General features: G+C 59.8%; 30 protein-coding genes and 1 pseudogene. 22 read left to right on the forward strand and 9 right to left on the reverse strand.

Translation table 11 applies throughout. The features are described 5' to 3' along the window. Window positions 1-160: 160 nt before the first annotated feature. The 12 genes and pseudogenes from SJI03_RS11370 to SJI03_RS11425 all read left to right on the forward strand — a co-directional run bounded on the left by SJI03_RS11370 (window position 161) and on the right by SJI03_RS11425 (window position 7,141). Window positions 161-301 carry a hypothetical protein gene (locus tag SJI03_RS11370; RefSeq protein ID WP_158301318.1) on the forward strand — a complete coding sequence of 47 codons (141 nt, stop codon included), beginning with the start codon at window positions 161-163 and terminating at the stop codon, window positions 299-301. Then, window positions 298-543, forward strand: a complete 246-nt coding sequence (locus SJI03_RS11375; protein ID WP_322427276.1) for a hypothetical protein — start codon at window positions 298-300, stop codon at window positions 541-543. The genes SJI03_RS11370 and SJI03_RS11375 overlap by 4 nt, the downstream gene beginning before the upstream one ends. Next, window positions 519-659 (forward strand): hypothetical protein, encoded by a 141-nt coding sequence (locus SJI03_RS11380; RefSeq protein WP_158301319.1) that lies wholly within the window; start codon window positions 519-521, stop codon window positions 657-659. The genes SJI03_RS11375 and SJI03_RS11380 overlap by 25 nt, the downstream gene beginning before the upstream one ends. Then, a complete protein-coding gene (locus SJI03_RS11385) occupies window positions 656-1,669 on the forward strand; it encodes a hypothetical protein (RefSeq protein ID WP_199534473.1) in 1,014 nt (337 codons plus the stop codon). The genes SJI03_RS11380 and SJI03_RS11385 overlap by 4 nt, the downstream gene beginning before the upstream one ends. Continuing rightward, window positions 1,666-2,322, forward strand: coding sequence for a lambda exonuclease family protein (locus SJI03_RS11390; protein WP_099379844.1), 657 nt, complete (start codon window positions 1,666-1,668; stop codon window positions 2,320-2,322). The genes SJI03_RS11385 and SJI03_RS11390 overlap by 4 nt, the downstream gene beginning before the upstream one ends. Beyond that, window positions 2,319-3,590, forward strand: a complete 1,272-nt coding sequence (locus SJI03_RS11395) for a hypothetical protein (protein WP_099379845.1) — start codon at window positions 2,319-2,321, stop codon at window positions 3,588-3,590. The genes SJI03_RS11390 and SJI03_RS11395 overlap by 4 nt, the downstream gene beginning before the upstream one ends. A gap of 27 nt (window positions 3,591-3,617) precedes the next feature. Then, complete coding sequence (locus tag SJI03_RS11400) at window positions 3,618-4,328, forward strand: KTSC domain-containing protein (protein WP_199534474.1); 711 nt, start codon at window positions 3,618-3,620, stop codon at window positions 4,326-4,328. Further along, window positions 4,325-4,573 (forward strand): hypothetical protein, encoded by a 249-nt coding sequence (locus tag SJI03_RS11405; RefSeq protein ID WP_099379846.1) that lies wholly within the window; start codon window positions 4,325-4,327, stop codon window positions 4,571-4,573. The genes SJI03_RS11400 and SJI03_RS11405 overlap by 4 nt, the downstream gene beginning before the upstream one ends. Then, window positions 4,570-5,208, forward strand: a complete 639-nt coding sequence (locus tag SJI03_RS11410) for a hypothetical protein (protein WP_099379847.1) — start codon at window positions 4,570-4,572, stop codon at window positions 5,206-5,208. The genes SJI03_RS11405 and SJI03_RS11410 overlap by 4 nt, the downstream gene beginning before the upstream one ends. A 28-nt stretch (window positions 5,209-5,236) precedes the next feature. Further along, complete coding sequence (locus tag SJI03_RS11415) at window positions 5,237-5,650, forward strand: recombination protein NinB (protein WP_099379848.1); 414 nt, start codon at window positions 5,237-5,239, stop codon at window positions 5,648-5,650. Window positions 5,651-5,659: 9 nt separating this feature from the next. Beyond that, a pseudogene (locus tag SJI03_RS11420) lies at window positions 5,660-6,580 on the forward strand (recombination-associated protein RdgC); the annotation flags it as partial. Between the two features lie 366 nt (window positions 6,581-6,946). Beyond that, on the forward strand, window positions 6,947-7,141 hold the full coding sequence (locus SJI03_RS11425) for a DNA translocase FtsK (RefSeq protein ID WP_233516297.1): 195 nt from the start codon (window positions 6,947-6,949) through the stop codon (window positions 7,139-7,141). Between the two features lie 20 nt (window positions 7,142-7,161). Here SJI03_RS11425 and SJI03_RS11430 read toward each other — a convergent pair whose 3' ends face one another. Then, on the reverse strand, window positions 7,162-7,809 hold the full coding sequence (locus SJI03_RS11430; RefSeq protein ID WP_158301321.1) for a hypothetical protein: 648 nt from the start codon (window positions 7,807-7,809) through the stop codon (window positions 7,162-7,164). 33 nt (window positions 7,810-7,842) lie between these two features. Between SJI03_RS11430 and SJI03_RS11435 the strand changes: the two genes are divergently transcribed. From SJI03_RS11435 to SJI03_RS11460, 6 genes are all read left to right on the forward strand, one after another. Next, a complete protein-coding gene (locus tag SJI03_RS11435) occupies window positions 7,843-8,562 on the forward strand; it encodes a hypothetical protein (protein WP_099379850.1) in 720 nt (239 codons plus the stop codon). After that, the gene (locus tag SJI03_RS11440) at window positions 8,559-9,197 is read left to right on the forward strand and encodes a hypothetical protein (RefSeq protein WP_322427277.1); all 639 of its coding nucleotides are present in this window, start codon (window positions 8,559-8,561) and stop codon (window positions 9,195-9,197) included. The genes SJI03_RS11435 and SJI03_RS11440 overlap by 4 nt, the downstream gene beginning before the upstream one ends. Window positions 9,198-9,309: 112 nt before the next feature. Further along, window positions 9,310-9,543: a hypothetical protein gene (locus SJI03_RS11445; protein ID WP_322427278.1), complete on the forward strand. Its 234-nt coding sequence runs from the start codon at window positions 9,310-9,312 to the stop codon at window positions 9,541-9,543. After that, complete coding sequence (locus SJI03_RS11450; protein ID WP_099379853.1) at window positions 9,540-9,974, forward strand: hypothetical protein; 435 nt, start codon at window positions 9,540-9,542, stop codon at window positions 9,972-9,974. The genes SJI03_RS11445 and SJI03_RS11450 overlap by 4 nt, the downstream gene beginning before the upstream one ends. Further along, window positions 9,971-10,306, forward strand: a complete 336-nt coding sequence (locus SJI03_RS11455; protein ID WP_199534475.1) for a hypothetical protein — start codon at window positions 9,971-9,973, stop codon at window positions 10,304-10,306. The genes SJI03_RS11450 and SJI03_RS11455 overlap by 4 nt, the downstream gene beginning before the upstream one ends. Window positions 10,307-10,311: 5 nt before the next feature. Beyond that, window positions 10,312-11,421 (forward strand): tyrosine-type recombinase/integrase, encoded by a 1,110-nt coding sequence (locus SJI03_RS11460; protein WP_233516298.1) that lies wholly within the window; start codon window positions 10,312-10,314, stop codon window positions 11,419-11,421. Window positions 11,422-11,611: 190 nt separating this feature from the next. On the opposite strand, the gene SJI03_RS11465 is transcribed toward SJI03_RS11460, so the two are convergent. Together SJI03_RS11465 and SJI03_RS11470 are read right to left on the reverse strand one after the other, a co-directional pair. Next, window positions 11,612-11,908 carry an RnfH family protein gene (locus SJI03_RS11465; protein ID WP_322427279.1) on the reverse strand — a complete coding sequence of 99 codons (297 nt, stop codon included), beginning with the start codon at window positions 11,906-11,908 and terminating at the stop codon, window positions 11,612-11,614. After that, window positions 11,901-12,332, reverse strand: coding sequence for a type II toxin-antitoxin system RatA family toxin (locus SJI03_RS11470; RefSeq protein ID WP_035818194.1), 432 nt, complete (start codon window positions 12,330-12,332; stop codon window positions 11,901-11,903). Before SJI03_RS11470 ends, SJI03_RS11465 begins: the two co-directional genes overlap by 8 nt. Before the next feature lie 93 nt (window positions 12,333-12,425). Here SJI03_RS11470 and smpB point away from each other — a divergent pair, with 93 nt between their 5' ends. Further along, window positions 12,426-12,875: an SsrA-binding protein SmpB gene (gene smpB / locus SJI03_RS11475; protein WP_034752217.1), complete on the forward strand. Its 450-nt coding sequence runs from the start codon at window positions 12,426-12,428 to the stop codon at window positions 12,873-12,875. Between the two features lie 300 nt (window positions 12,876-13,175). On the opposite strand, the gene SJI03_RS11480 is transcribed toward smpB, so the two are convergent. From SJI03_RS11480 to ppsA, 5 genes are all read right to left on the reverse strand, one after another. Continuing rightward, complete coding sequence (locus tag SJI03_RS11480; protein WP_010397665.1) at window positions 13,176-13,484, reverse strand: H-NS family nucleoid-associated regulatory protein; 309 nt, start codon at window positions 13,482-13,484, stop codon at window positions 13,176-13,178. 640 nt (window positions 13,485-14,124) lie between these two features. After that, window positions 14,125-15,069, reverse strand: coding sequence for an SPFH domain-containing protein (locus SJI03_RS11485; protein WP_035818190.1), 945 nt, complete (start codon window positions 15,067-15,069; stop codon window positions 14,125-14,127). Window positions 15,070-15,084: 15 nt separating this feature from the next. Beyond that, the gene (locus SJI03_RS11490) at window positions 15,085-15,501 is read right to left on the reverse strand and encodes an NfeD family protein (protein WP_035818188.1); all 417 of its coding nucleotides are present in this window, start codon (window positions 15,499-15,501) and stop codon (window positions 15,085-15,087) included. A gap of 177 nt (window positions 15,502-15,678) precedes the next feature. Beyond that, window positions 15,679-16,176, reverse strand: a complete 498-nt coding sequence (locus SJI03_RS11495; RefSeq protein ID WP_034752224.1) for a Dps family protein — start codon at window positions 16,174-16,176, stop codon at window positions 15,679-15,681. A 167-nt stretch (window positions 16,177-16,343) separates the two neighbouring features. Then, window positions 16,344-18,776 carry a phosphoenolpyruvate synthase gene (ppsA, locus tag SJI03_RS11500; protein ID WP_071078407.1) on the reverse strand — a complete coding sequence of 811 codons (2,433 nt, stop codon included), beginning with the start codon at window positions 18,774-18,776 and terminating at the stop codon, window positions 16,344-16,346. 152 nt (window positions 18,777-18,928) lie between these two features. On the opposite strand from ppsA, the gene SJI03_RS11505 reads away from it, so the two are divergent. The 3 genes from SJI03_RS11505 (at window position 18,929) to SJI03_RS11515 (ending at window position 21,349) form a co-directional block, all read left to right on the forward strand. Further along, window positions 18,929-19,777: a pyruvate, water dikinase regulatory protein gene (locus tag SJI03_RS11505; protein ID WP_035818186.1), complete on the forward strand. Its 849-nt coding sequence runs from the start codon at window positions 18,929-18,931 to the stop codon at window positions 19,775-19,777. Between the two features lie 549 nt (window positions 19,778-20,326). Beyond that, a complete protein-coding gene (locus tag SJI03_RS11510) occupies window positions 20,327-20,737 on the forward strand; it encodes a DUF4136 domain-containing protein (protein ID WP_322427280.1) in 411 nt (136 codons plus the stop codon). Between the two features lie 60 nt (window positions 20,738-20,797). Beyond that, the gene (locus SJI03_RS11515) at window positions 20,798-21,349 is read left to right on the forward strand and encodes a hypothetical protein (RefSeq protein WP_322427281.1); all 552 of its coding nucleotides are present in this window, start codon (window positions 20,798-20,800) and stop codon (window positions 21,347-21,349) included. Between the two features lie 36 nt (window positions 21,350-21,385). Here SJI03_RS11515 and SJI03_RS11520 read toward each other — a convergent pair whose 3' ends face one another. Then, window positions 21,386-22,582 (reverse strand): aminotransferase class V-fold PLP-dependent enzyme, encoded by a 1,197-nt coding sequence (locus SJI03_RS11520; RefSeq protein WP_322427282.1) that lies wholly within the window; start codon window positions 22,580-22,582, stop codon window positions 21,386-21,388. Window position 22,583: the final 1 nt, after the last annotated feature.

Raw genomic sequence — 22,583 nt, forward strand, 5'->3', positions numbered from 1 at the left:
ATTGGAACACTCAAGCCGGAGACCAGCACCGGCCGCCACACGCGCTTCCTGGCGTACGCAGGATTGAAAGCCCCGTTGCGGATTTGATGTCGGACAGTGCGGCCGGCACCAGCAGGGTTCGATTCCCTGCCAGGGCACCAATTAACCAGAGGAGCAGGACATGAGCTACATCATCACCATCCGCACCGGCCCGCGCGCCGAGGATATCGCGCACTTCGCCGCCATCGGCAACCTGGCCGCGCTGATCGATGCCGCCTACGACGATGGCGCTCTGGGCGTGACAGCGATGGTGCGGCCATGATCTCCCTCTTCCACCGCCTGTTGGCCGCCCACCGCCACTACCAGGCGCAGCACCAGCACCGCATGAACAAGATGCGCCTGGCCGGCGTGCGCCGCGAGTTGGCCGGACTCGAAGAAATGCGCAAGGAACTGATCACCGCGCAGATCGAGGCGCCGATCGACCTGGACGCATCCGCCGCGCGCGTGAAGAAGCTGGGCCGCGCCCACCGGGAGGCGCAGTGGACGTCGTCAGCCAAGCCGTGATGGACGTGGCCAGCCAGGCCTTGCGCAACTGGCATGCCGGCCACGCCATCGTCTACGCCGTCCGCCTGGCGCTGCTGAAGGCGGAAATCATAAAACTCACAAGGAAAAAGTCATGAACGAAGTAATCGAAATGCCACGTCGCGAAAGCGCCGGCCTGGTTGCTGCCGAAGTGCACCGCTACTCGCTCGCCGAGATTCGCGAGCGCGTCAACCTGGTACAGGAGGTGATGCGCGGGATCATGAAGCTCAACACCCACTATGGGACCATCCCTGGAACGCCGAAGCCGACGCTGTACAAGCCGGGCGCCGAAGTGCTGTGTGTGACTTTCCGCATCGCCCCGATCTATCGCATCCTCGATCTCAGCACCGATTTGGTTGCCCGCTTCCGCGTTACTTGCGTCGGCCAGCACCAGGTATCCGACATCATGTTGGGCGAAGGCGTCGGTGAATGCTCTTCCGCCGAAGAAAAATATAAGTGGCGCGCATCCGTGTGCGCCGAGGAATTCGATTTGACGCCAGAAACGATGCGCCGTCTGAAATTTGCGAAGTACAACGGCAGTGTCCAGAAGAAAGTTCAAGTACGTACCGAGGCGGCCGATCTGTCAAATACGGTCCTGAAAATGGCATGCAAGCGCGCCATGATCGCCATGACCTTAAACGTCACAGCAGCATCCGACATTTTCACGCAGGACATCGAAGACTTGCCGGAAGAATTGCGCGTCCAGGATGCCGGCGACCCAGCAATGTCACCTTTGGCGCTTGAGTGGGTGGCCAAGGCCAACGCTGCGCCAACCGCTGATGACCTGGCAGCTGTATGGAAGGCTGGCGTCAAGGCGATCAACGAGGCCAAGGATGCGGTTGCATCGAACGCCTTCAAGGCGGCTGTAACGGAACGCGGAACAACACTGACTGCCGCGCAGCCTGCGCCCAAAGCAGAGAAGCCAGAACCACAACCGCTGTCCACTGCTGCGGCCGAAATACTCGCCGACATGGAAGTGCTCGCCGACGACGGTGCCGAGGTCTTCGCTGCAAGCTGGGCCAGCCTGTCGAAATCCACGCAGAACATGCTCGCCGGTCACTACGACGGCCTGATGACGCGCGCTCAGAAAACAGGAGGGGCAACATGAGATTCATTGCCTGCGCCCAAGGCACGCCGGATTGGCACCAGGCCCGCGCCGGCGTAATCACGGCGTCCTGCTACGCCGACGCTGTGTCCAAGCTGTCTCGTATATCCGGCAAACGCAAGGCCGGCGATCCGTCCATCGCGTCGGATAAGTATGCCGCAGACCTGGCCATCGAGCGCATCAGCGGCAAGCCGTACGGTGCACCAGTCAAGGCCTGGGTGCTGGATCGCGGCCACGAAATGGAGCGCCTGGCACGCATGGCGTACGAGGCACGTACCGAGTCCATGGTCACAGAGGCGGGCCTCGTGCTGACGGATGACGGCTTGTTCGGCTATTCGACGGACGGTTTTGTGGGCAATGACGGCCTGATCGAGATCAAGGCGCCAATCGACAGCGTGAAGATCGTCGAGATCCTGGAGACAGGCGACCTGACCGAATACATGCACCAAATGCAGGGCGGCATGTGGATCACGGCTCGCAAGTGGTGCGATTTCATCATGTACGTGCCCGACTTGGCCAACGCCGGTAGCGACCTGTACATCAAGCGCGTGATGCGCGATGACAACTTTATTGACGCAATGGTGCTGGACCTGGCCGCTTTCGCGCGCCGCGTATCGGACCGCGAAATTCTTTTCAAACTCAAGGAGGCAGCATGATCACCGAAACCACCCAGGCCACGCAGGCCACCACCGCCCTCACCCTGCCGCAGCGCGCTGCCGTCGCGCTGGGCGCCGTGGACTATGAGGAAAAAATCAAGGAACAGGTTGCCGCCTCGACCGATATCACCGCCGTCATCGATCCCGCCGGCCGCGAGCAGGCGCACCGCATCGGCATGAACCTGCTGAAACTGCGCACCGGCATCAAGGCCGTCGGCGAGGCCGCACGCAAAGACGCGACAGACTTTAGCAAGGCAGTGATCGCCAAGGAAAAAGACCTGATTGCGCTGATTACGCCAGAAGAGAATCGCGTGTTCGAGCTGCGCGACGCCTACGACACCAAGGTGGAGGCTGAAAAGCAAGCTGCGATTGCGAAGGAGCGCGAGCGCATTACTGCGATCCAGGCTGATATTGCGGCGATCCATGATGCGCCGCTGGAACTGGTGGGCAAGTCCGCTGCCGATATTCAGGCGGCCGCAGCAACTGTGGCTGCCATCGTCGTGGACAAGGCGCGCTTTGCCGAATTCGAGAAGGACGCTGCCAAGGTCGTTGCCGAAGTGAGCGCCAAGCTGGCCAGCCTGCACGCCGCAGCATTGGCCAACGAAGAAGAAGCCGCCCGCATTGCCGCCGAGCGCGCCGAACTGGCGCAGCTGCGCGAAGCGGCTGCCGAGGCCCGGCGCATCGCCCAGGTGGAAGCTGAGCGTATCGCTGCCGAACGCCAAGCCGAAGACGACCGCCGCGCGGCGCTGGTCGCCGAGCAGGAAGCCGAGGCGCTGCGCCAACGCGAGGCCCAGGCCGCTGAATTGAAAAAGCAGGCAGACACCCAAGCAGAGCAGAACCGGCTGGAGCAAGCGGAAATCGCACGCCAGCGCCAGGAACTGCTGGACATGCAAACCGCTGCAGCAGAAGCCGCACGGCTGGCCCAGGTCGACGCCGACCGATTGGCCAATGAAGCTGTGCAAGCCGAACAAGCCGCACAGCTCGCCGTGGCGCGCGCCGCCGAGCAAGCCGCCCAAGTTGCCGCGCCTGCGCCCTCCGCTCCTATCGGCATCCGCCGCGCGCCCACCGCCTTCGCGCCGGCCGCGAGCCGCCCAGCGCCAGCACCTGACCTGCTCGACGCCGCTGCCGATGACCTCTACCCATCCGACAGCGACATCCTCGATGTGCTGTTCGACCAGTTCGGCCTGACGCCGGCCGAGGCCATCGACCGCCTGGCCAAGTTCGACTTCGCCGCCGCGCGCGCCGGCCTGGTCGCCGAAGCCGCGTAACAACCCGCCCATCACCTGGAGAAATCAATGAATACAGCAGTCGCAGCACCCCAAATCACCCTGCAAGCCATCCAATCCTCGCAGATCGCCGCCATCGGCCATTGCCCGGCGACCGAAACCCTGGCCGTGCAGTTCTTCCGCAAGGGCGCGCCGGCGGACGTCTACCACTACGCCAACGTCACGGCCACCGAGTATTCGGCCTTCGCCGGCGCCGAATCGGTCGGCAAGTACTTTTACGCTCATATCAAGCCGCATGCCGACAAGCACCCGTACACGAACATGGGCACGCCGGCCGTGGAGCTGGCGCCGGTCAAGCTGAGCAAGGAGCTGCTGGCCAGCCTATTGACGGGCCGCGAATACGGCAGCGAAATGGCGAAGGAAGAAGAACTGCAGGCCAAGGCCGCCGGCCTGATCGTGATCTTTGGCGCTAGCGACGACCTGATGGAGTTCCGTGGTTTCGTGGAAGACGAGCGCGGCGCACCGACCGTGGCGCTGCTCGACGCCAAGGGCCTGCTGCCGTTCCGCGAGGATATCCAGCACGACGACGATGCACTCAAGGACTATTTCGCCCGGGCGCCGCAGGTGCGGGCCGTGGATGCACTGTGGGGTAAGGAAGACAGCTACAGCTGGACTTACCGTACCGACGTGCCGCACGCCACGTTCGAAATCGTGGAAGGCGGCGAGCCGTATTGCCGCGGCGTCGTGATCGACGTGGCTGACTTGGGCGGTGCAGCGTGACCACCCGCGCCGAACGCCAGGCACAGGCGACTGCAAAGCTCCAAGCCACATGCGACAAATTCAACGCTGCACACCAGGTTGGCGCCGCCGTCAGCGTCGAGCTGGATGGTGGCGAGGTGCGCGAGACGGTCACGAATAGCGAAGCGCAAGTCATGGGCGGCCACAGTGCAGTCATCTGGCTGGATAGCATTCGCGGCTGCTATGACCTGGAACGCGTGACGGCTTTAAAGGCGGAAAAAGCATGAGCACCGATTGCACTGAGGCGCAATTCCTGCGCGACGTGGCAGAGCACAAAATGACCGTGCTGCGTGACGATGGCGGCAAAGGTCGCCATGTTCGCTTCGCTCGCCCCGACACTGGCTGCATGCACTTCGACCTGATCACCTGGCCTGGCTACCTCTGCTACACCGGCGACATGGGCACCTACGTCTTTCAGCGGCTGACCGACATGTTCGAGTTTTTCCGCACCGACCGAGAGTACAAAAAACGCAACGGCGCTAAATTGGCGGTCAACCTGTCGTACTGGGGTGAAAAGCTCCAGGCGACAGATCGCGACGGCTACCGGAAGTACTCGGCCGAGAAATTCAAGGCGAATGTCATGGACTGGGTGGAGCAACGGGGGCTGACCGGAAAGCTTGGACACGGGCTCCGTAATGAGCTTCAATCCGAAGTGCTGGACCATGCAGACGATGGCGCCGACATAGCCTACCGCGCGGCAATGGACTTTGTCTGGAACGGGAAGCGCGTTTTCCCCGACTTTTACGAGGTAGACAGCGAGGATTACTCGCACCGCTTCCTCTGGTGCTGCTACGCGTTGGCATGGGGCATCGAGCAATACGACGCGGCCCAGCGGCTGGCGGCCGAGGCGGTGCCAGCATGACGGCGCGCCGCGCGGCGGGAGTGCCGCCATGACGAAGCAGACCTACTTTCTGGTGCACGACGAAGCTCGGCGCCGGGCGATCGAATTTGCCAAGACCGCGCCGCCCGGCTGGATGGTGGTGTTTTCCGAGCCGAAGAAAAAGCGGGCCCAAGAAGAAAAGTATCACGCAATGATCGGCGAGATCGCCAAGCAGGTCGAGCACATCGGGCGCAAGTGGGATGCGGATGACATGAAGCGGCTGCTGGTGGACGAGTTTGCCGACGAAATGCGCCTGGCCGGCACGCCGCTGCACCACGACGGGCGCGTGACGCCCAGCTTCGACGGGCGCCGTATCGTGCAGCTGGGCGTCCAGACCAGCGACTTCTACGTGAAGGAAGCCGCGCAGTTCATTGAATTTTTGTATGCCTTCGGTGCCGCGCGCGGCGTCGTACTCTCAGAATAAGGAAGCGCCATGTTCTTCAAAAATTTGCAGATTTACCGCCTGCCCGCCCGTTGGGCCATGACGGCCGCCGTGCTCGAGCAGGCGCTGGCGCCGCAGCAGTTCACGCCCGCCACCAGCATAGACCTGGTGCGTCAGGGCTGGGCCTCGCCACGCGGCGCCGACCAGCCGCTTGTGCACGCCGTCGGCGGCCAGTTCCTGCTGCAGCTGAAAACCGAGAAGAAGCTGCTGCCGTCGACAGTGATCAACCAGGTGGCCGCCGCCCGCGCGCTGGAAATGGAAGACGCCCAAGGCTTCGCGCCGGGCAAGAAGGCCATGAAGGAATTGAAGGAACGCGTCACCGACGAGCTGCTGCCGCGCGCGTTCGCCATTTTCAGCACCACGGCCGTCTGGATCGATTCGGTGAATGGCTGGCTGGTGGTGGACGCGGCCAGCCCGGCCAAGGCCGATGACGTGGTCAAACTGTTGCTGAAATCCGTCGACAAGCTGCCACTGGAAAGCCTGCGCGTGCAGCGCTCGCCGGTCGGCGCCATGACGGAATGGCTGCAGGCGGACGAATCCCCTGCCGGCTTCACGGTCGACCAGGACGCGATCATGCGCGCCACCGGCGAAAGCAAGGCCCAGGTGGCATACAAACGCCACACCCTGGAAGCGGACGATATTCGCCGCCACATCGCCGCCGGCAAGCAGTGCACACGCTTGGCCATGACCTGGAGCGACAAGATCAGCTTCGTGCTGGACGAGAGCCTGGCCATTAAAAGTGTAAAGGCGCTCGACATACTGCGGGAATGCGCGATTGGCGAGGCGGCCGACGACCGCTTCGACAGCGACTTCACCTTGATGACCGGCGAACTGGCCAAGATGCTGGCCGACCTGGTCGAGGCTCTGGGTGGCGAGGCTGACGTGGAAACGCAGACGCCGGGCCCGGCTGCTGCTGGCCAGCAGAAGATCGAGCGCGCCGTAAACTTGACTGCCGATCTGTACAAGCTGCGCGCACGTTATCGCGATGTGCTCAACGAGCTGTATGACAGCACCGTGCAGCCGGCCGTTGCCCGCGTGCGCGAACACATGGCGGAAACCGCCGAGGGCGCGATTAAATCGGCGCTGACGCTGGCCAAGGAGCTGCCTGGCGGCTCACAATCCGCCGACCTGCTGCTGGTAGCCGCCGTTGAGATCATGGAACCGAGCCAACGGCCGGCAGCGGGCGATGCCCCTGTCCGCCAGCAGCGGCCGGCGCTGCAGTTGAATGGCGAAGCGGCAGGCGCCGTGCTGCCCGGCGACGGCAGTGCGCGCGACCCTATGTATGCCCAGGCCGTCGAGTTGGTGCGCAGCCGGCAGCGCGCATCGGTATCGCTGATACAGCGGTATTTTGGCATCGGCCACAACCGGTCCGCTCGGCTGATAGAGGCGATGGAGGGATCGGTTGTCGGTCCAGCCCAGTCGGACGGAACGCGTGAGCTACTGGAGAAAAGCGCGCTCACGTCACGCTTGTGATTGTCAGCACCTAAGTGCCGTTACGGGCGACTTCCAATCACTGCTGGAATTGCGATGTTCAACCTCGCAGCAATTGTCAGGAGGTCTTTGAGTTGCGTTTCAAGCTGAGGCCCCATTTGAGCCAGCGCATCTGCAATATCACTTGAGGGCGCGGCATCATGAGGAATGAGCGCTGCATGAGTGCTGTTCCTATTAAGCGCGGCAAAGAATAAGGCCATCTCAGCATAAAAGACGACGATGTCGTCACGCAGCTCTTCACTTGCGATCGCCCCAAGTAGAGGTGCGCAAGCGTGATAGATGGCAAAGGTTGGCTCGATCGACGGAAATACTGTTTGTAGCCTACCGGTTAGCTGCAAAGCGAAGTTCTGCGCAAAGGTGCCTTCGAATGCTTTTAGCATTTTTTCATAACTCTTCGCCTCGGTATGCAATGCGCGAAGCATATTTAAAAGTTCATTTTTGCGCCTGTTTTGCTCTGCCTCGTCTTGCTTCCTTGCCTGCCATGCGAGCCCACCACCCGCAGCAAGAATAGCGAGGATGGCACCAACCGCCTGCACCCAAGAAGGCAAGCTCGAATCTTTGTCTGGCCAGTATGTGTAGCAAACGAAGGAAACCATGAACATGCTTGAAATGCTGCAGGCAACAACGATCCAAATAAGAATTTTATTCAATATAAACCCCATTAACTTTGGAGCAATATTAGCATGAGCAAAGAGCGCCCTATTCTCTTCAGCGCGCCGATGGTGCGCGCGCTGCTCGACGGCAGCAAGACGCAAACGCGACGCGTCATGAAGCCGCAGCCGGAACCTGTCCCACATCGTCCAGGCGACCACCATTGGCCTTGCAATGCCTTCCAGTCCATGGTGAGCGTTTCGGAGACGCGCGCGCCTGGCGCCCACGGCATGGCCGGCGACGCATGCCCGCACGGCGCGCACCGCGATCAAATCTGGGTGCGCGAAACCTTCTTCGCCTACGGCCGCTGGGTGACGCGCTACAGCAAGAAGAAGCGCCGCGACGAATGGCACTTCATCGACATGACGGCCGAATGCGACCGCGCGTACCAGTACGACGCCGATTCCCCGGACGTACCGCTGGCGGCCGGGCGCGGCGGCGCGCTGCCAGGCTGGTACAAGCGTCCCTCTATCTTCATGCCTGGCGCGGCCTCCCGCATCCTGCTGGAGATAGTGTCGGTGCGTGTCGAGCGCCTGCAGGACATCAGCGACGCCGACAGTGTGGCCGAGGGCATCGACATGGAAGCGCTGGCGGAATCGCAAGATCGCTACGACATCGTGTGCAAAGGATCTGGCGCCAGCGGTCGCGCAACTGAGCGCACGGCCTGGCGCGACCTGTGGGAATCGACCGGCGGCGACTGGGATGCCAACGAATGGCTGTGGGTCATTGAATTTAAGCGGGTGACGCCATGAAGCCACTACTTGCCTACGAGGTGCGCGAGCCTGGTGAAGGCCACTGCGTTATCCGCTTTGCCAGCAGCAGCGCTGCCGCGCGCCGCGAGGGTGCGAACGAACTGGACTGCGGCTTTAACGAGGTCGAGCACTGCCACCGCAAGCCTCAGTTCGATCAATACGCGCCCGGCCCGGTACCGCACGCGGTGCTTATCGACCATGGCTGGTGGTTCGAGTGCCACCACTGCAGCCGGCGCGTCAGCGAAGACATGCAGCAGGAAGCCGAAGATGAAGGAGAAGAGCACGAGTATCTGGAAGTTGTCACGGATGCCAATGTTGTCTATTGCAGCCAGAACTGCGTGATGGGGGAGTTTGTCGAGCGGCGCGCTCGCAAGGCTGCCGAAGTAGCCCTGATCGAGTTCTTTTCAGCCACGCATCCTGACTGCACGATCGAAAGCGTATGGGTGAGCCGTGCGCCGCTTCAAGGTCCGGGCAGGCTGGGCCACGCGCAGGCGCTGCTCTACTTCAAGTTCCCTGGTGCGCAACACAGCGCAACGTTCACGTTTGGCGAGGATCGCATGCGGGTAACGGTGGTCGACCTGCCTGCGTATTACACCTGGCGCGGCATCCAGATGCCAACAACGGAGGCAGCATGACCGACAACGACGAAGTGCCGAACAGCGAGCGCAGCCCACGCGCGGCAAGCGTGGCGGCCGCCGTGATGCTGATTTACGTGATCGCCAGCGTAACCGGCGCCAGGTGGGCAGCATGAGCGCCCGCACACCGGCGCCCGCCGAAACACCGCGCGAGCTGGCCGACCAGCACGACCTACGCCTGCACCGCGCAAAGCAGTTGGCCAGGCAAGTGAGCTACCAGGGCCTGAACTGCTTCATTGCCGGCTTCTGCTGGCACAAGGGCGATGCAGAAATGACCGTGTACATCGAGGGCCTGGCCGAACCTGTCGTGCCCGTCGAATTATCCATATTGGAGCAACCACAATGATAAATAACGAGCAACACGAGACTCCTGTCAGCGCCCCCACCGATTCATTCCAGGGCCGTGTGCAGCCATGGATGATGGCCTGCTTCGGTGCCGGAATCTCAGCCGACACAGCTGAACGCAATCACCGCTTCCTTGAGGAATCGCTGGAACTGGTGCAGGCATGCGGTTGCACGGCCAACGAAGCGCGCCAGCTGGTCGACTATGTATTCGGCCGCCCAGTCGGCGAGCGCGCGGAGGAAGTCGGTGGCGTCATGGTCACGCTGGCGGCGCTTTGCTTGGCCCAAGGCTTGGACATGCACGCCGCCGGCGAGACGGAGCTGGCCAGGATCTGGACGAAGGTCGAGGCCATCCGAGCCAAGCAGGCGGCAAAGCCGAAGCACTCGCCGGTGCCGGCCGCAATTCCGCAAATGGCACCCGGGAGCGCGCCATGAACATGGGAGAGCACGACATGGTGGCCAAGCTGGTCGAGACCATCGAGCGCAATGCGCGCGCAGCGGCCGCCAAGGCAGAGGCGGAGCGTCAGCCTCTGGCCTGGGTAAAACTTGAGCGCTACGTTGAAATATCAGGCGATTCCGTCGATTCCGTGCAGGCCCGCCGCAAGGCCGGCAAGTGGCTCGACGGCAATCAATGCAAAATTGTGGATGGCCGGCTCTGGATTAATTTGCCGGCAGTAGAAGAATGGGTAGCAAAATGGGAACAAACAAGTCCAGCCCGCCAGGCGTCGAACTCCGGTCGGGCGTCCAAAGCGAATCGATCCGCATAAAATTTATGTACCGGGGAACTGAATGCCGGGAAACGTTGAAGCTCGCGCACAGCAAGGCAAACATCAAATACGCCGAGCGGCTGCGCGGCGAGATCCTGAACGCCATTGCGCTGGGCAATTTCAGCTATGCCAAGTACTTCCCCGAATCGACACAGCTGAAGAAGTTCGGCCTGCAACCTCGGGGCAAGGATGTAACCGTTGGCGACCTGCTTAAACAGCAATTCGAGATCTACGAGCGCATCCTCGCGCCCAGCACGTTGAAAAGCTACAAGCGCGTGCTCAACAAGATTCTGATGGGGCAATGGGGCGAAACGCTGCTCACCGAGCTTACGCCGGCGGCGCTGCGCACGTGGATTGTCGATCTGTCGTTGAAGGCCACCTCCGTCAGACAAATTCTCATCCCGCTGCGCGGCGCGCTGGAGCTTGCGATAAATGACGACCTGATCGATAGCAACCCGCTCGACCGGGTGAAATTGCAAAAAACGCTGGACCGCGACGCCTACAAGGCTGAATACGAAGTGGATCCTTTTTCCGCTCAGGAGATTGCGGCCATCCTCGATGCTGCCCAGGGCCAAGCCCGCAATGTCTTTCAGTTTGCCTTCTACACCGGCATGCGCCCGAGTGAATACATCGCGTTACGCTGGGAATCGATCGACTGGGCCGGATTCAAAGCAAAGGTTGAGCGTTCGCGCGTGATGGGTGAGTCGCGAGAGGAGCTGAAGACACGTGCCGGCCGCCGCCTGGTCGACTTACGGCGCGGTGCCGTTGAGGCGCTGGTTGCGCAGAAACAACATAGCTTCCTTGCTGGCGGCCTGGTATTCCTTGATCCGGCTACCGGCCAGGGATGGGACAACACGCAGCGCTTGAGCCTCTTCTGGGCGGCAATGATCAAGAAGGCCCAGGTCCGCTATCGAAATCCGTATCAAACGAGGCACACATTCGCGTCGACGCTGCTATCGACGGGCGCCAACGCGATGTATGTGGCAAAGCAAATGGGGCATACCGACACGACCATGATTACTCGAACGTATGGTCGCTGGGTCGAGCAGGAAGGTGGTGTGTTGCCTGATCAATACTGCAAAATGACGGATGGGCTAAAGGCAGGGGCTGCGTAGATTTTCGCCCACGTTTCGCCCATGTGAATTGCGGAATGGCTGGAACCCGCATGGATGCTTGCTTGTGACGGACAAAAGCAACTTATACAGAAAAAAGCGCCCTCCGTCCTTGCAGCATAGAAAAGATATTTGAAAATAGCAAAAAATGGCGCTCGCCAGGCAACGGCCGCGCGGCGGTCGCCCTACCCGCTCAGCCCTTGGCAGGCTTGCCGCCAGCCCTGCGCCGGCGCGCTTCTTTCGGGTCCGCCTGCAGGGGGCGGTACACTTCCACCCGGTCATGCTCGCGCAGGATGGTATCGAGCGGCTTCTTCTTGCCATAGATGCCGACCATATTCACGGCCAGGTCGATGCCCGGAATGTCCTGCAGCAAGCCGCTCAGCGCCAGCGCCTGCTCGATGGTGGCGCCTGCAGGCACCTTCAGTGAGCGCAGAAAACTGCTATCGGGCAAGGCGTGGCAGACTTGCACCTCGATGTTGGCCTCAGCCATACACAGTCTCCGCGCGCTTGCAGAAGGAATCGACCATGCTGTTGGCGATCATGCCGAAGACGGGGCCGATGATCTGCTCGAGCACGCGGCTGGAAAACTCGTAGTGCAGGTCCAGTTCGATCTTGCACGCATCTTCGCGCAGGGCCTTGAAGGTCCACACGCCGTCGAGGGTCTTGAAAGGACCGTCCACCAGCTTCATCTTGATGGAAGTCGGCGGCACGTTCTCGTTGGACGTGGTGAAGCTTTGGCGCACGCCGTGGTAATGTATGCCCACGCTGGCGACGACCGTGTTCTCGCCCCGCTCGCGAATCTCGACCGCACCGCACCAGGGCAGGAATTTGGGATAATCCTCCACCGCCGCCACCAGCGCGAACATTTGTTCGGCGCTATAGCCGAGAAAAACTGATTTATGTACTACTGCCATTGAAGAACCATTTGCTATGATGTTGGATACATTTGATTTTATCGCGCTTGCGCGAGACAGTAGTTTAACCGACCCGCGCACATTTACCATCTCATGACCATAGCAGACAACAGAAAAGCCTTCCACGACTACTTTATCGAGGATCGCTACGAAGCCGGCATCGTGCTGGAAGGCTGGGAAGTCAAAGCCATCCGCGACGCCCGCGTACAAATCAAGGAAGCCTACGTCGTCGTCCGCGGCGATGAACTCTTCCTGTTCGGCGCGCATATCAGCGCCCTGCCGACCGCCTCCACCCATATCCACCCGGAAGCCGTACGCACGCGCAAGCTGCTGCTGCACCGTACGGAAATGGATAAACTGATCGGCAAGGTGGAACGCTCCGGCTATACGCTGGTGCCGCTCAACCTGCACTACAAGGGCGGCCGCGTGAAATGCGAAATCGGCCTGGCCAAGGGTAAGAAACAGCACGACAAGCGGGCAGCGGAACGCGACCGCGATGGCGCGCGCGAAGTGCAGGCGGCAATGAAGTCGCACCGCCGCTGATCCGGCATCACGCGCAGCATGCTGCGCCAATACCATCAAGCCCGGCTATATGCCGGGTTTTATTTTGCATGCACCTGCGGCAAACGGAAAACGCACTGCGCAATAGGATAAAAACAGGAAAAGGAAGAGATACCGGAGAAACAAGAAGGGTATTAGCGAAAATACCGTGAAGATAAGCGATGCAAATCAGCTTTGCCTGCCTGGCCAAAGACGATTAATCAGGAAAGTTCCGGATGCTTGCATGCTGCCTTGTACTACACCTGTACTACTCCACAGGACAAGCATCCGAATGAACGGTTTTTAAACCTTCAGCAGATCACGCGACTTGCCCGAATCGGTCCACTCTTTGACCCATTTCGGTTGACGGCCACGGCCAGTCCATTGCTGCGTCGCATCGTCCGGATTGCGATAGCGTACTGCGACCGTACCGGTTTTAGCGCGGATACCCGTGCCAACCAGATCTTTTACGGAAACGCCAACGCTCTGGGCGATTGCCAGGATTTGCTCGCGCGCTTTGGACAGATCGTCTTGTTCGCGTTTCTTCATTTGCTTCTTGATGTCGTCCTGCAAGGTGCGCAGTTCGGACAGGGATAAGCTGGACAGATCCATGATATTTCCTTGTGTGAGTTGAAAAATATAACTGAACAGTTAAATTCTATCCAATTGTAACGCGACTGAGGTGATTTTTCTTGAGATTTGATTGTTTTTTACAATTCTTTTACCAAAAACCCGACTTCCCCGACCTTCAGATGATGTAAGTCTTCATTCCAGGGAGCGGACATCGCGCTGGTCCGACTGTCTGCGCCGACTTCCCTGCCTTGTGCGATTGCGAGTCAATACCGACATCGGCAGTATTTATTTTGCAGCACTTTTTGTTTCATTGCAATTTATAGTAATTATAAATTGCAATTCAAAATACACACGGGAGCAATACTATCGCCAATTATGCATCGGCTACCAAACACTACCCATGCATCCGTCGCGGATATCGCACGATCATCGCCATGCATGAGCAGCAGATTCTGTTTCAAACAAAAAGATAAGCATCGCACGACAGCATATAATCCCGAAAGTGCGCACAGCATAGCATAAAGAGAATATTTTTCAACGATGCTGATTCAAAGCGAAGATACTCGAACCCTGCTGCCAGCATATATTCCAGCAGCACAAATGAAAACTGCCCGCGATACGGCGGGCAGTTTTGACGACAAACTTGCTACGGATTTGCTATTCACCCACCCAGCAGTAATCAGGGAATAGCCACGCCACCTTTCGGCTTCTGCGTTTTCACCACCTGCATCGCCGTGGCGATCAAACCGCTCATATCGCCCAGATTGGCCGGCACGATAATCGAGTTATTTGTTTTTGCCAATTGCGCGAACGCGCCCACATACTGCTCTGCCACTTTCAGGTTGACGGCATCTTCCCCGCCCGGTTCACGTATGGCGGCGCCCACCTGGCGCAGCGCTTCGGCACTGGCTTGCGCCAGCGCGACGATGGCCGTAGCCTGGCCTTCGGCACGGTTGATCGACGCCTGCTTCTCGCCTTCAGAGCGGGCAATGGCCGCTTCGCGCTCACCGCTGGCGATATTGATCTGCTCCTGCTTGCGCCCTTCCGAAGCGGCAATCAAGGCGCGCTTTTCGCGTTCGGCCGTAATCTGCGCCTGCATCGCATGCAGGATTTCCTTGGGTGGCGTCAAATCCTTGATTTCATAGCGCAATACCTTGACGCCCCAATTCGCCGCCGATTCATCGATGGCATTCACGATGGCCGTATTGATATGGTCGCGTTCCTCAAATGTCTTGTCGAGTTCCATTTTACCGATCACGGAACGCAAGGTCGTTTGCGCCAGTTGCGTAATGGCGGCAATATAATTCGACGAGCCATATGAAGCACGCATGGCATCGGTAATCTGGAAATACAGAATGCCATCGACCTGCAATTGCGTATTGTCGCGCGTAATGCACACCTGCGGCGGCACGTCGAGCGGAATTTCCTTGAGCACGTGCTTGTAAGCGATGCGGTCAACAAAAGGCACGACGATATTCAGGCCTGGGCCCAATACTGCATGGAACTTGCCCAGGCGCTCCACCACCCAGGCATGCTGCTGCGGCACCACATTGACCGTCTTGAAGACAAATACCAATGCCAGCAATAACAAGATCAGCGACACGCTTCCAGTGCTTACTTCCATAATCTACTCTCCAGGTTATTCAACAATCAAACGGCTGCCACGCACGGCACGTATGGTGTAATGACCGGCCTGCGTATCGCTGCCGGGAATCAATTCCACATCCCACAAGGCGCCGCGGTACATGACGCGCGCCGCGCCATCGACCCAATGCGCGACCGCCACGCTTTGGCCGATATCGAGATTCACATTCGGATCCTGCGCAGCATCGCGCCGTGCCGCCTTGCCAAAACGGCTGCGCCGCAATAACAGGGTGGCCGCCACGCCGACAATGGCCGCCGTCAGGGCTTGCCAGCCGCCATTGCCGCCCGCCAGCGCCACCAGTCCTCCGGCACTGATGCCGATGGCGATCATCAGCAAATAAAACGTGCCCGTAAACAGTTCCAGGATCAATACCGCGCCTGCCGCCACAAACCAGCCTACCCATTCAGCCATGATGCCTCCATCTTTGCGAATCCGAAAATAAAAAACCCCGCAGCCTATATAAGCGACGGGGTTTAATGCGTATGACTGCCTGATATTATTCTTGCCAAACACCTATATACAAGCAGTCTAACGCAATTCCTGATGGCGTCAATAGGCAGGGGCGAATTAGCACCGCAGGCCCGGCAATTACTCTTCCAGCAGGCTGCGCAACATCCATGCCGTCTTTTCATGCAAATCGAGGCGCTGCGTGATCAGGTCGGCCGTCGGCTGGTCATTGGCCTTTTCCAGCAAAGGGAACAGGCGGCGCGCAGTGCGCGCGGTCGCTTCCTGGGCCGATACCAGGTGGCTGACCATGTCCAGCGCCGGCGGCACGCCGTCAATTTCCTTGATCGAGGCCAGCTTGACGAATTCCTTGTAGGTGCCGGGCGCAGGATAGCCGAGGGCGCGAATGCGCTCGGCGATCAGGTCCAGTGCAGCCCACTGCTCCGTGTATTGTGTCATGAACATCAGGTGCAGGGTGTTGAACATCGGCCCCTTGACGTTCCAGTGAAAATTATGGGTCATCAGGTACAAGGTGTAGCTGTCGGCCAGCAGGCCGGACAGGCCTTCCGCGATCTTCGCGCGGTCCGCCTCGGAAATGCCGATGTCGATCTTTGCCACTTTGCTCGGTTTCTTGCTTGCCATGAGAACTCCCGTTTCAATGTATTGGTGGAATCATTTTAGCTGATCTGGCGCAAGCCCATCGAATACTGCCGTGCGCCGCATGGTTATCGCCTGTCCCTGCGTGACGGGCATAAAAAAACCCGCTGCCGGGTGAGCGGCAGCGGGTTTTCAGAAGGCAATATAGATGCTTACGCTTTCAGCGCAGCCAGCTTTTGCCAGGTGTCGATCACCGAGTCGGGATTCAGGGACATCGATTCGATGCCCTGCTCCATCAGCCAGACGGCGAAGTCCGGATGGTCGGAAGGACCCTGGCCGCAAATGCCGATGTACTTGCCGCGTGCCAGGCAAGCCTTGATGGCCAGCGACAGCAGGGCTTTCACGGCAGGATCGCGCTCGTCGAAGTCGGCGGCCAGCAATTCCATGCCGGAGTCGCGGTCCAGGCCCAGGGTCAGCTGGGTCAGGTCGTTCGAACCGATCGAGAAACCGTCGAAATGGTCGAGGAACTGGTCGGCCAGGATGGCGTTCGACGGCACTTCGCACATCATGATGACGCGCAGGTCGTTCTCGCCGCGCTTCAAGCCGTTTTTCGCCAGCAAGTCGATGACTTTCTCGGCCTGGCCCAGGGTGCGCACGAATGGCACCATGATTTCCACGTTCGTCAGGCCCATGTCATTGCGCACGCGCTTCATCGCTTCGCATTCCATGTTGAACGCTTCGGAGAAGTCGGCCGACAGGTAGCGCGCCGCACCGCGGAAGCCCAGCATCGGGTTTTCCTCGTCCGGCTCGTAGCGCGAACCGCCGATCAGCTTCTTGTACTCGTTCGACTTGAAGTCGGACAGGCGCACGATGACTTTTTTCGGCCAGAACGCGGCAGCGATGGTGGCGATGCCTTCGGCCAGTTTGTCGATGTAAAACGCTTTTGGCGAAGCATGACCACGCGCCACCGATTCCACGGCCTTTTTCAGGTCGGCGTCGATGTTCGGGTATTCGAGGATCGCGCGCGGGTGCACACCAATATTGTTATTGATGATGAATTCCAGGCGCGCCAGGCCCACGCCGGCATTCGGCACGGACTGGAAGTCGAACGCCAGTTGCGGATTGCCCACGTTGAGCATGATCTTGGTGTCGAGCTTCGGCAATTCGCCGCGCGACACTTCAGACACTTCCGTTTCCAGCAAGCCATCATAGATCTTGCCTTCGTCGCCTTCGGAGCACACCACGGTGACAAAGGTGCCGTCCTTCAGCACGTCGGTGGCATTGCCGCAGCCGACGACGGCCGGCACACCGAGTTCACGCGCAATAATCGCAGCGTGGCAAGTACGGCCGCCACGGTTGGTGACGATGGCCGAAGCGCGCTTCATGACCGGCTCCCAGTTCGGGTCCGTCATGTCGGCAACGAGCACGTCGCCTGGCTGCACGCGCTCCATGTCCGCCGGGTCGTGAATCACGCGGACGGGGCCGGCGCCGATCTTCTGGCCGATGGCGCGGCCGGACGTCAGCACGGTGCCCGTGCTTTTCAGCTTGAAGCGTTCCTGCACGTCGGTCGCCTTTTGCTGCGACTTGACGGTTTCAGGACGCGCTTGCAGGATGTACAGTTTGCCGTCGCGGCCATCCTTGCCCCACTCGATGTCCATCGGACGGCCGTAGTGATTCTCGATGATGACGGCGTACTTGGCCAGTTCCACCACTTCGCTGTCGTTCAGCGAGTAGCGGTTGCGCATTTCGACGGGCACGTCGACGGTTTTCACGGAACGGCCAGCTTTCGCTTCGTTCGTAAATTCCATCTTCAGCAGCTTCGAGCCGATATTGCGGCGGATCACAGGCGACTTGCCTTTTTCCAGCATCGGCTTGTGCACATAGAATTCGTCGGGGTTGACGGCGCCCTGCACCACGGTTTCGCCCAGGCCATAGCTGGAGGTGACGAAGACCACGTCCTTGAAGCCCGATTCGGTATCGATGGTAAACATCACGCCGGCCGCGCCCAGGTCGGAACGCACCATGCGCTGCACGCCGGCCGACAGGGCCACTTCCGCGTGCGTAAAGCCTTTATGTACGCGATACGAGATGGCGCGGTCGTTGTACAGCGAGGCGAACACCTGTTTCATGGCGTCGAGCACGTTGTCGATGCCGACCACGTTCAGGAAGGTTTCTTGCTGACCAGCAAAAGAAGCGTCCGGCAAGTCTTCCGCCGTGGCCGAGGAACGCACGGCAAACGACATTTCGGTATCGGAATCGGCTACCAGCTTGGCGTAGAACTGGTCGATTTCAGCGGCCAGGCGCGGCTGGAATGGCGTTTCCACGATCCATTGACGGATCTCCGCACCGGCTTGCGCCAGCGAGCGCACGTCATCGATGTTCAGCCCTTCGAGGCGTTGGGCGATGCGTTCGGCCAGCGGCAAGCCGCCGTTGGCGCTATACGACAGGAAATCGCGGAATGCCTGCGCCGTGGTGGCAAAGCCACCGGGCACGCGCACGCCGGCTTCCGCCAGTTGGCTGATCATTTCGCCCAGGGAGGCGTTCTTGCCGCCGACGGATTCGACATCCGTCATGCGCAAATGCTCGAACGAGGCAACATACACCGCGTCCTTGTCTTCCTGCTGTTGCGATACTGCGTTGGTCATAATGACACCCTTACTGATGATAGAAATCTTTACGCGCGGCGCACAGACAGTCTTCTTGTTATTCTTGGCGTCGTGCAGCACAATCATACCGTTGCAGCCATTTTACCTTGTGCGGCGCAAATTGACGACGCACAATCTTGATCCGAAAACCCATGACACAAGAACCACGCCCTCCTCTGCCCTCCGCGGCCCGCACCGTCTTCTTCGTTTCCGACGGCACCGGCATCACCGCCGAGACGTTCGGCCACTCGGTGCTGACGCAGTTCGATCTGCGCTTCCGCCAGATCCGCCTGCCCTTCATCGACACCATGGACAAGGCCTACGAGGCGGCGCGCAAGATCAATGAAGCGTTCGCCACCGATGGCCAGCGCCCCATCATTTTCTCGACCCTGGTGAAGAACGACCTGTCGGCCGTAATCCGCAAGTCCAGCGGCATGCACATGGACCTGATCCAGACCTTTGTCGCCCCGCTGGAGCAGGAGTTGGGCGTGATGTCGACCCATACCATCGGGCGTTCGCACAACATCGTCGACAGCGAGGAATACAAGAATCGCATCGAGGCGATCAACTATTCGCTGGCGCACGACGATGGCCAGTCGCACAAGAACCTGTCCTCGGCCGATGTCATTCTGGTGGGTGTTTCGCGCTCTGGCAAGACCCCGACCAGCCTGTACCTGGCCATGCAATACGGTATCAAGGCGGCCAATTATCCGTTGATTCCCGACGATTTCGAGCGCGACAAGCTGCCTTCCGCCTTACTGGAATTTAAGAATAAAATTTTCGGATTGAGCATTACGCCCGAACGTTTGTCGGAAATACGCAACGAAAGACGCGCTGGAAGCAAGTATGCGGCCATTGAAAATTGCCGTTACGAGGTCAATGAGGCAGAAAAAATGATGAAACGCGAGGGTATCCGCTGGCTGTCGTCGACCACCAAGTCGATCGAGGAGATCTCCACGACGATCCTCCAGGAAATCAAACCGAACCGCCGCGAGTATTGACACAGAAAGGTCCGCCGCGTAGCGCAGGCATCACGTCGAAAGCAATGTGTCTGCAAGGTGGCCCAAGCTATCGCAAGTTGAAGTGGCACTGCCGCTGGCCGAGGTCTTGCCAGTGGCTTGCGCTGGCGGTCTGGCGGCGGCCGTCATCTTCGTAAAGGCATTGGATTCAGAGCAAAGCAAAACCGCGTGGCCAGCGATGCTTTTGCCATGCCGTTCAAGGCCTGCTCTTAAAATATTTTTCGCACTTTCCACGACCATACTCTCTGCTGCAGTCACCTCCGACTGGCCAGTAATCAAAAACTCCCTTTCGATGTCCCTGACCAAACTGCGGTGATCCGGCGTGGCCGATAGCAGGCCAGGTCGCAGCGGGCTGAAAACTCAATCTTTACACTTTCCTGTTTATCAAAAATGCATTATTATTTTATTTCTTAAAAGCAAATAAGAGTTCTCCACCGCGCGGACATTATTTTTGCTCGACCGCGTTACCACCTAGGCCATCATAGTATGTTTAAACGTAATACCCTTTCCGTTTTTGCTTCAAGCTGCACTATGCTGGCGGCCCTGTCCCTGACCGGTTGCGCTCTCAATAAAGCCACCAGCTCGCTCAGTCCGGGAACCGATCTGAACAGCATCAAAAGCGTCTACGTGGTGAAGTTCCCGCAAGACGGGCGCCATATCGACAAGATCATCAAGGCTAATCTGGAAAAGCGCGGCTATGTGGTGACCAACGGTCCTGTATTGGCGGGGCCGTACAACGCCGATGTCGCCGTCACGTACGCCGACAAGTGGATGTGGGATATCACCATGTACATGGTGGAACTGAGCGTCAACTTGCGCGACCCGAAAACCGGCTTCCCGCTTGCCACTGGCAATTCCTTCCATACTTCGATGGCACGCAAGTCGCCCGACGAAATGGTCGATGAAGTGCTGAACAATATTTTTTCCGCCTCGCCGCAGTAAATCCTGCGGTTTGCTGCCTGTGGCAAACCGCGCCGTGTTCACTCATCCACTCCCCATATCATGAAAAAAATTCTGCCATTCCATGCAGCGCGCCTGCTCGCCATCCCTGTCGTTGCCACTCTGCTGGCACTGGGCGGTTGCGCATCACCCGTCACCTATCAGGCGATGGTGCCGGTGACGCTGAAAGTAAGCCAGCAACACCCACAATCGGTGTCAGTTGCGGCGCTCGGCGGCAGCGACACCAACAGCATGGGTAAATCGCAGATCGACAACGCGGAACTGGCGAAAGCGGTCACCGAAGCGATCAACCAGACCAAGACCTTTTCGCGCGTGGTGCCCGGCAAGGGTGGCGACTACCTGCTGACCGTCAACATCGTCAACGTCGTCCAGCCCAATTTCGGCTTTTCCTTTACTGTGGGCCTGGAAATGGGTTGGACACTGATACGCGCCAGCGACAGCAGCAAGGTATGGCAGGAAGCCGTCAAGTCGGAATACACGGCCAGCGCCACCGACGCTTTCGCAGGAACCACACGCCTGCGCCTGGCGACGGAAGGTGCGGCACGCAACAATGTCGAACAGGGCCTGCGCAAGATCGCTGAGCTGAAACTGTAAGTCACCGCACAGCCGGCTTGCCTGGCGGACCTGCCGCTATGCCTCTCTGCCCAGCACCTCCAGCGCCGCCACCAGCCGGTCCAGTTCACCGGTGGTGGTGGTGACGGCCACCGTGGCGCGCACGATATCGGTATCGCCGATATTGCGCTGCACGGTAAAGACCCCGAAACGGTGCAGCAAGGCCTGTTGCAGCGCGCGTGCATCCATGCCGTCAACGGCAAACGCCACCAGCGCCGTGCCACGCAGCGCATCCAGCGGCGACAGCAGGCGTACGCCAGGCAGTTGCACGGCGCGGCTGACCCAGTAATCGCGCAGCCAGGCCAGGCGTGTCGTCTTGGCTGGCGTGCCTCCCAGGCGCTCATGAAAGTCCAAGGCGGCAGGCGCGGCCAGGATGGCGCCGATCGGCGGCATGCCCATGTGCAGCCGGCTGCGGATATCGTCAAGCGGATAATCGTCGTCGCCACAATGCGGTTCGATCTTGTGCAACTGCGATGCGCGGATATACACGACACCGAGTCCCGCCGGCGCTCCCAGCCATTTATGCAGATTGAAACCGGCGAAATCGACGCCCATCGCCTGCACGTCCACGTCGACCTGTCCCAGCGCATGGGCGCTGTCGAGCAGCACGTCGATGCCGTGTTCGCGCGCCAGCGCCATGATGGCCTTCACAGGCAGTTGCTGGCCGTTGGCCGGCGTCACCTGCGACAGCAGCAGCAACCTGGGCTTGACGGCCTGGCGCATGGCTTGCGCGTAACTGGCGATGATCTCGTCATCGCCGATGGGCAAGCTCAGTTTGACTTGCGTGCTGGTGACGCCCCGGCGCTGCGCCAGCCAGCGCATGGCCGTGCGCATGGCCGGATAATCGAGATTACTCCACAGCACCGTATCACCGGGCGCCAGGCCATGGTATTGCGTGATCAGCACCTGCATCGACTCCGTGCCGCTGCGGGTCAGCAGGATCTCGTGCGGCTCGGCGTGGATCAGCGCGGCGACGCGCTGGCGCAGGATATCCACATGCGTGCGCGTAAACTCGCCGCGCACGAAGGGACTCAGTTGCTCGTTGGTGTAGCGCACGGCCTGCTCGAAGGCCGCTTGCACGGGTGCGGCCATGGCGCCGAAATAGCCGTGTTCGAGATTGACGATGGTGTCCGGCGGCGCGGGATACAACGCGGCCACCTGGCGCCACCAGGCCGCATCACGGGCCGCACCGTCGGCAAGCACAGGGAAAGTCATG

Source organism: Janthinobacterium sp. GMG1, from assembly GCF_034427795.1.
Lineage (GTDB): Bacteria > Pseudomonadota > Gammaproteobacteria > Burkholderiales > Burkholderiaceae_D > Janthinobacterium.